This is a genomic window from Rothia nasimurium (assembly GCF_004569295.1).
Lineage (GTDB): Bacteria > Actinomycetota > Actinomycetes > Actinomycetales > Micrococcaceae > Rothia > Rothia nasimurium_B.
This window is the reverse complement of record NZ_SPQC01000035.1, coordinates 20,991-27,777: the sequence shown is the minus strand read 5'-3', so window position 1 is coordinate 27,777 and position 6,787 is coordinate 20,991. Positions and strand designations below refer to the sequence as shown.

5 protein-coding genes are annotated in these 6,787 nt (G+C 63.2%); 1 reads left to right on the top strand and 4 read right to left on the bottom strand.

The features are described 5' to 3' along the window. Window positions 1-50: 50 nt before the first annotated feature. The 4 genes from E4U03_RS09430 to E4U03_RS09415 all read right to left on the bottom strand — a co-directional run bounded on the left by E4U03_RS09430 (window position 51) and on the right by E4U03_RS09415 (window position 5,797). Window positions 51-917 (bottom strand): ATP-binding cassette domain-containing protein, encoded by an 867-nt coding sequence (locus tag E4U03_RS09430; protein WP_135013286.1) that lies wholly within the window; start codon window positions 915-917, stop codon window positions 51-53. Then, window positions 914-3,007 carry a dipeptide/oligopeptide/nickel ABC transporter permease/ATP-binding protein gene (locus E4U03_RS09425; RefSeq protein WP_135013285.1) on the bottom strand — a complete coding sequence of 698 codons (2,094 nt, stop codon included), beginning with the start codon at window positions 3,005-3,007 and terminating at the stop codon, window positions 914-916. The genes E4U03_RS09430 and E4U03_RS09425 overlap by 4 nt, the downstream gene beginning before the upstream one ends. 2 nt (window positions 3,008-3,009) lie before the next feature. Next, window positions 3,010-3,963, bottom strand: coding sequence for an ABC transporter permease (locus E4U03_RS09420; RefSeq protein ID WP_135013284.1), 954 nt, complete (start codon window positions 3,961-3,963; stop codon window positions 3,010-3,012). Window positions 3,964-4,186: 223 nt separating this feature from the next. Further along, on the bottom strand, window positions 4,187-5,797 hold the full coding sequence (locus tag E4U03_RS09415; protein ID WP_135013283.1) for an ABC transporter substrate-binding protein: 1,611 nt from the start codon (window positions 5,795-5,797) through the stop codon (window positions 4,187-4,189). Window positions 5,798-5,942: 145 nt separating this feature from the next. Here E4U03_RS09415 and E4U03_RS09410 point away from each other — a divergent pair, with 145 nt between their 5' ends. Continuing rightward, window positions 5,943-6,749: a FadR/GntR family transcriptional regulator gene (locus E4U03_RS09410; RefSeq protein ID WP_135013282.1), complete on the top strand. Its 807-nt coding sequence runs from the start codon at window positions 5,943-5,945 to the stop codon at window positions 6,747-6,749. The last annotated feature ends 38 nt before the right edge of the window (window positions 6,750-6,787 follow it).

The window sequence follows — 6,787 nt, the reverse complement described above, 5'->3', positions numbered from 1 at the left end:
CCGGGTGGTTTAGACGTGGAGCAGGGTGGGGGCCGCGCCGCCCGGGTGGTTTAGACGTGGAGCAGGGTGGGGGCCGCCCCGAGCAGGGTACGGGTGTAGTCCTGGCTGGGGGTATCGAAGACCTGTTCGGCGCTGCCTTCTTCGACGATCTTTCCCTTATTCATCACGCAGATACGGTCAGAGACGTAGCGGACGGTCTGAATGTCGTGGGAAATGAAGACCATGCCGAGGAAGAGCTCTTCCTTGAGGTCTGAGAGCAGGTTGAGCACCTGGGCGCGCACCGAGACGTCGAGGGCGCTGGTGGGCTCGTCCGCCACGATGACCTTGGGTTCTAGGGCCAGGGCGCGGGCGATGGCGACGCGCTGGCGCTGGCCGCCAGAGATCTGGGAGGGCAGGGCGTCCGCTGCTGAAGCGGGTAGGCCCACCAGATGCAGGAGCTCGCGGACGCGGCGGTCGCGCCCGGCCTTGTCGCCGATGCCGTGCACGTCCAGGGGGTCCTTGAGGATGTCTTGCACGGTCATGCGGGGGTTGAGGGCAGTGGAGGGGTCCTGGAAGACGATGGATACGTCTGAACCGAACTCCTTGCGCAGGGCGGCGTTGCGCTTGAGGGCGCTTTTACCCTTGAAGAGCACGTCGCCGCCGGTGGGCTTTTGCAGGCCCACGATGAGGGAGGCCAGGGTGGACTTGCCGCAGCCCGATTCGCCGACCAGGCCGATGGTTTCGCCGCGGCGGACGGCCAGGTTCACCCCGTCCACAGCCTTGACGATATTGGGCTTGAAGATGCCGCCGGTACGGGCCCGGTAGTGCACCTGTACGTCTTTGAGCTCGATGATGGGCTCGCTGACGCGGCGGACGGCGGCCCGGCCGGTGGTGTTGAGCAGGTTTTCTGCGGCGGGGGTCACAGGTTGGGTGTTCATGCTGTCTCCTGTGAGGTAGGAGCGGGGGCCAGGTGGGAGGCCCAGTGGTGGTCGGTATCGCCGGTGACGGGGGTGAAGACCAGCTTCTGCTCGGGATTGGCGTCAGGGCGCTGGGAGCGGGGGGCGAAGCGGTCGCCGGTGGCGAAGTCGGAGGGGGAGGGCACGGTGCCGGGAATCTGGTAGAGGCGCTCTGAGCCGGATTCGATGGAGAGCACGGAGCCGAGCAGGCCCCGGGTGTACTCGTGCATGGGGTTGCTTAGGAGCTGGCTGGTGGCGCCTGCTTCTACGATTTGGCCGGCGTACATGACCGAGATGCGGTGGGCGACCTGGGCTACAAGGGCTAGGTCGTGGGATACGAAGATCATGGCGAAGCCCAGCTGTTCCCGCAGCTCGTTGAGGAGCTTAATGACCTCGGCCTGGACGGTGACGTCGAGGGCCGTGGTGGGTTCGTCGGCAATGACCAGCTTGGGGGAGCGGGAGAGGGCCATAGCGATGAGGACGCGCTGGCGCTGACCGCCGGAGAGCTCGTGGGGGTAGGATACCAGGGTGCGCTCGGGGTCGAGCTTGACCAGGCGCAGGAGCTCTTCGGGGCTCTTGCGGCCACCGCGGCGGGTGAGCTGCTTCATCTGGTCCTTGATGAGCATGGAGGGGTTCAGTGAGCTCAGGGCGTCCTGGTAAACCATGGAAATCACCGAGCCACGCAGCTTCTGGAAGTCTGCCTCTGAGGCCCCCACCAGTTCCTGGCCCTCAAAGAGCACGGAACCGGTGATCTTAGCCTTCTTATCGAGCAGGCCGATAATCGCCAGGGAGGTAATGGACTTACCCGAACCGGATTCACCTACCAGGCCCATGGTCTGGCCCTCGGTGACAGTGAAGGAGACGCGGTCGACGACCGGGGTGTCGCCGAAGCGTTCGGGGAAGTAGATGGAGAGATCCTTGATTTCCAAGATGACGCGGGCGGACGCGTCCGCCCGCAGCCGGTCGGTGCGGCGGGCTTCTGCTCCCTTGAGCTCTTCGAGCACACCTGCCAGGTTGGCTGCGGCGACGGCGTCCCTTTCGGCTGCCGAGCGGGAGCCAGCGTGCTTGACGGGGCCGCCCCAGGGGGTGGCGTCCTGCCCCTGTACCTCGGGGGAAGTGGCCGCGATGGATTTGTCGTCGGCGGTGGAGGGGGCTGCGGTCAGGGCACCGGCGGTGGTGCCAGCAATAACGGAGGAGTCGTCAATCTTGACCTTGCGGCGCAGCTTGGGGTTGACCATGGTGTCGGTCATGCCCTCAGAGAGTACATTGAGGGCCAGCACGGTCAGCAGGATGACGGCACCTGCGAAGGTGGTGGCCCACCAGCCGCCAGCCAGTACCAGGGCGCGGCCGTCGGCGATGACGTTACCCCAGGAGGGGTTGGGCGGGCGCACACCGGCTGAGAGGAAGCTCAGAGATGCCTCCAAGATAATGGCATCGGCGACCATGACGGTGGCGAAGACCAGCACGGGGGCGATGGTGTTACGTACGACGTGCTTGAGCAGGATATAGAAGCGGGGGGCTCCCATGACGCGCTCGGCACGCACGTAGTCTTCGTCCCAAGCGGCCAGCACTTGGGCACGGACCACGCGGGCCAGCTGCGGGGTGTAGACCACGGCGATGGTGAAGATGATGGTGCCTACTGAGTTACCCAGGGAGGCCAGCAGGACGGCTGCCAGGGCAATGCCGGGGAAGGCCATGAGCACGTCCATAACGCGCATGATTAGCTCAGAGACGAACTTGGAGCTGGTCGCTGCCAGAGCACCGAGAATACCGCCCATGATGAGGGCCAGGGCAACAGCACCCAGGCCGACCTGCAGGGAGGCGCGGGCACCGTACATGAGACGGGAGAGGATGTCACGGCCCTGGCGGTCGGTACCGAAGAGATACTCGGAGTTGGGTGCACCGATGGGTGCACCGGTGGAGGCCAGCGGGTCGTGGGGAGCCAGCCAGGGGGCAAAAATCGCGACCAGGGCGATGACAGCGAGGAAGCTGAGGGCAATTTTGGAGCCTGTGGGGAGCGCCCTGAATCGGATACCTGGCGCTGAGAGGCGTTCTGCTAGTCCGCTACGCATGGTTAGACGCTCCTGATACGGGGGTTGATGAGTAGGTAGAGCAGGTCAACGATGATGTTGACGAGCACGAAGGTGACGGCGATGGTGAGTACGACGCCCTGAACCAGGTTGATGTCGTTGCCGGTGATACCGATGAAGATGAGGTTACCCATGCCGTTGAGGGAGAAAATCATTTCGATGACCACAGCGCCGCCGAGCAGGTAGCCGATGCGCAGGCCGAGCACAGTGACCGGGGTGATGAGGGCGTTGCGCAGCACGTTCTTGGTGATGACCTCGCGGCGGGGAACGCCGTTGCCGATGGCGGTGCGCACGTAGTCCTTGTCGAGTTCTTCAACCATGGAAGTACGGACGGTGCGGGTCAGCGATGCGCTAACCGGGATGGCGAGGGCCACCGCGGGCAGGAACATGTGCGAGAGCCAGGTGCCAAAGCCGCTCCCGGGAGGGGCGGAGCCGCCGGTGGGGAACCAGCCCAGGCCCAGGGCGAAGTACTGGATCATCAGAATACCCAGCCAGAAGGAGGGGGTTGCGATGGAGGCCATAGAGAGCACGCGGATAATCTGGTCGGGCCAGCGGTCGCGGTAGAGGGCCGCAATGACGCCCAGCACCAGGGAGGCTACCGCCGCAATCAGCACGCCCAGGAAGGTCAGCTGCAAGGTGGTGGGGAAAGCGACCTTGATTTGGTCGATGACGGGCTGGGCAGGAGGGGTAGTCATGCCCAGGTCAAAGCGGATGAGCCGGGAAAGGAAGGCAAAGTACTGAACGATGAGTGGGTCGTTGAGGCCCCGTGATTCTCGGTAGGCTTCTTTGGCTTCTTCTGAGGCGCCTTCACCCAGGGCGATGGTTGCTGGGTCGCCGGGGGTGAATTGCAGGATGACGAAGACCAAGATGGTGACGCCCAGAATCATGATGGGCAGGGCGATAAGGCGCCTGCCGAGCAGTCTGAGAAAGTTTGACACGGGTCTGGCTCCCTGAAGTTTTAGGACGGGGCCGGGGCGGCTTGGGGGTGGATGGGCGCCCCGGTGAGGTTAGAGGTCTTGTGTGGGGCCCGGCACCTGCCCAGCGGTGGGCGGGCAGGTGCTGAGCGGGGTGTGAAAAGGGGGTGTGATGTGTGGAAATGGGGTTACCTTTTCACGGGTTACCGGCTGATCCAGCTGGGGGAGGCTGGACCGGTGGAACCACCTAGGCCTGAGTGGTGCCTACGTTCTGGAAGGACAGGCCGGTGGTGGGAATGGGGGCGAAATCGGTGAGGGTATCAGCCGACCAAGCGGTGGGCAGCTTGCGGTGGAAGAGGGGGTAGAGGGGGGCGTTCTCTGCCACGATGTCGAAGATGCCCTTCCAGTCGGGGCTGTCTGATGCGACGGCCTTGGCCATGGCGTCCTGCAGCTGGGTGTATTCTTCGGTGGTTGACCAGCGGAAACGCTTCTCGGGCCAGGTGGCACCGCGGTACCACCAGGAGAGCAGCAGGTCGGGGTCGTTGCCGAAGACGGAGGGGTCACCGGGGGCTAGGACGACGTCGAAGTCGCCGGTGTCAACGTAGTCGGAGTAGAGGGATGAGCTCTGGGAATCCTGCAGGTTGACCTCGATGCCGGCGTCCTTGAGGGATTCCTGTACCAGCTGGGAGCACTGCTTGACCCAGTCGTGGTCGGTGGTGCGCAGGGTGATGGAGAGGTTCTCGACCCCGGCGTCCTTGAGCAGCTGCTTGGCCTTGGACTTGTCGTAGGTGTAGACAGTGGAGGCTTCGGCGTAGTCGGGGTGCTCCTTGTGCAGGAAGGAGGTGGCTGCGGTGGCGTTACCCAGCAGACCGGTGGAGATAACCTTCTCGATGTCGATGGCGTAGAAGAGGGCCTGGCGTACTTCCTTCTTGTCGAAGGGGGCCTTGGCACAGTTGAACATCATGAAGAGCAGGCCGAAGGACTGCACCGAGTCAACGGTGATGCCGTTGGTGTTCTCCAGTACGGGGATGCTGTCGTAGGGCACGGATTCGATGGCCTGGACGCGCTGGGAGCTCATAGCGGTAACGCGAGCTGAGGACTCTACCAGGATTAGCCACTTCATGTTCTTAGCGAGAGCAGGGCGAGGGCCGTTGTAGTCGTCGAAACGCTCGAAGGCGATGTGGTCGCCCTTGGTGGCAGAGACGAACTTGTAGGGGCCGGAGCCGATGGGGTGGGCGCCGAAGGCCTCGATGTCGTCGCTTGCTGAAGCGGGCATGATGTTGACCAGGGCGATGCGGTCTGCGAAGAGGGGGAAGGGCTGGTTGAGCTTGAACTCTACGGCGGCGTCGTCTACGGCGGTGACGGTGTCGATGAAGTAGAGGAACTGGCTGAAGAGGGATTCTTCTGAGGTGTAGAGCTCGAAGGTGGAGACAACGTCTGCGGCAGTGACCGCTGCACCGTCGTGGAACTTAGCGCCCTCGCGCAGGGAGACGCGGTAGGTGGTCTCGTCAACGACCTCGGGGTCGCCGGTTGCTAGAGCGTTGTAGCGCTTGCGGGTGGCGGGGTCGAGGCTGTAGAGGCCTTCGAAGATGTGCATGTTGGCGGCGAAGGGTGCTGCGCCTGATGCCTGTGAGGGGTCGAAGGTGGTGGAGACGTCGTAGGCGATAGCGGCGGTGATGGTGCCGTCCTTGTTGGTACCTGCGGCGCTGCCGTTAGCGGACGAGTCGGTGGTGGTTGATGAATTACCGCAGGCTGCGATGGAGGCAGCGAAGGCGGTAGCTGCGCTGATACCGCCAGCAATCTTGAAGAAGCCGCGGCGTGAGGTGTCAAATTCCTTGACTCGGGTGAGCTGTGACATCGATGTCTCACTCCTTTAGGGGCTGCGCTCCGGGAAGGAGCGGGAGGTTGTCTAACTAAAATGGAGGTAGGACGTCCTACCTATATCCTGTATAGTAGTGACGGACGTCTAATTTGGTCAAGCAGAAGATGTAAGAATCAGTAGTATGAACCACCACGACTCATTCACCAGCACCCCGGCAGGAGCCGCCCTGCCCGCCTTCCCGCCCCCGGCGTCCTCACTGAGCGCGGCCCAAAAACGCCAGCAGCAGCTGCAAAACGACATCATCGCCCTCATCTTCCGGCGCCAGCTGGGCCAGGGCGACCCTCTGCCCACCGAACAAGAACTCATTGACGAGCTCGGGGTGGGCCGAAATTCCGTGCGAGAAGCCCTCAAAGTACTTGAAGCCCTTGGCATCGTTAAGGTGCGCCACGGCTTTGGCACCTTTGTGGGCGGTAACGCCCTGACCTCCATGGCGCGGGCCCTGAGTTTCCGCGGCCAGCTAGCCCTCTACCACGGCGGCCAAGAAGCCCTCGAACTGGTTGAAGTGCGTGAAGCCCTCGAAGTCGGTTTGTTACGCGCGGTCATCCCCGTCATTACCCCCGACGAGCTGGCCAATATTAAAGCCGCCTACGACGATATGGAAGCCAGCGTGCACAACGGCATCTGGCTAGCCGAATGCGACCAGCGCTTCCACGCCGCTATCTTTGAGCCCCTGGGTAACGAGCTGCTCTCCCGCATGCTCGATGTCTTCTGGCAGGTCTACAACAACATTTCCGGCGTGCTCGATACGGTAGCCCCCCTCGACGAGGGGCAAACCTGCACCCTGCTCGATGCCCACCGCAAGCTCTATGAGGCCATTCGGGACAAGGACGCGGACGCCGCCACCCGGCTTATGAGCGAACATTTTGTGGGTATTCGCGCCCGCCTCACCTCCTGGCAGGCCAACTGGCTCGCAGAAAAAGAAAGCTGAACCCGACCGTCCTTTTATGACGTTTTATGACGCCGTAA

What these genes read in the sequence shown, in the direction of transcription:
- E4U03_RS09415 (WP_135013283.1), bottom strand. Translation starts at nt 5,797, where the DNA reads ATGTCACAGCTCACCCGAGTCAAGGAATTTGACACCTCACGCCGCGGC.
- E4U03_RS09430 (WP_135013286.1), bottom strand. Translation starts at nt 917, where the DNA reads ATGAACACCCAACCTGTGACCCCCGCCGCAGAAAACCTGCTCAACACC.
- E4U03_RS09425 (WP_135013285.1), bottom strand. Translation starts at nt 3,007, where the DNA reads ATGCGTAGCGGACTAGCAGAACGCCTCTCAGCGCCAGGTATCCGATTC.
- E4U03_RS09410 (WP_135013282.1), top strand. Translation starts at nt 5,943, where the DNA reads ATGAACCACCACGACTCATTCACCAGCACCCCGGCAGGAGCCGCCCTG.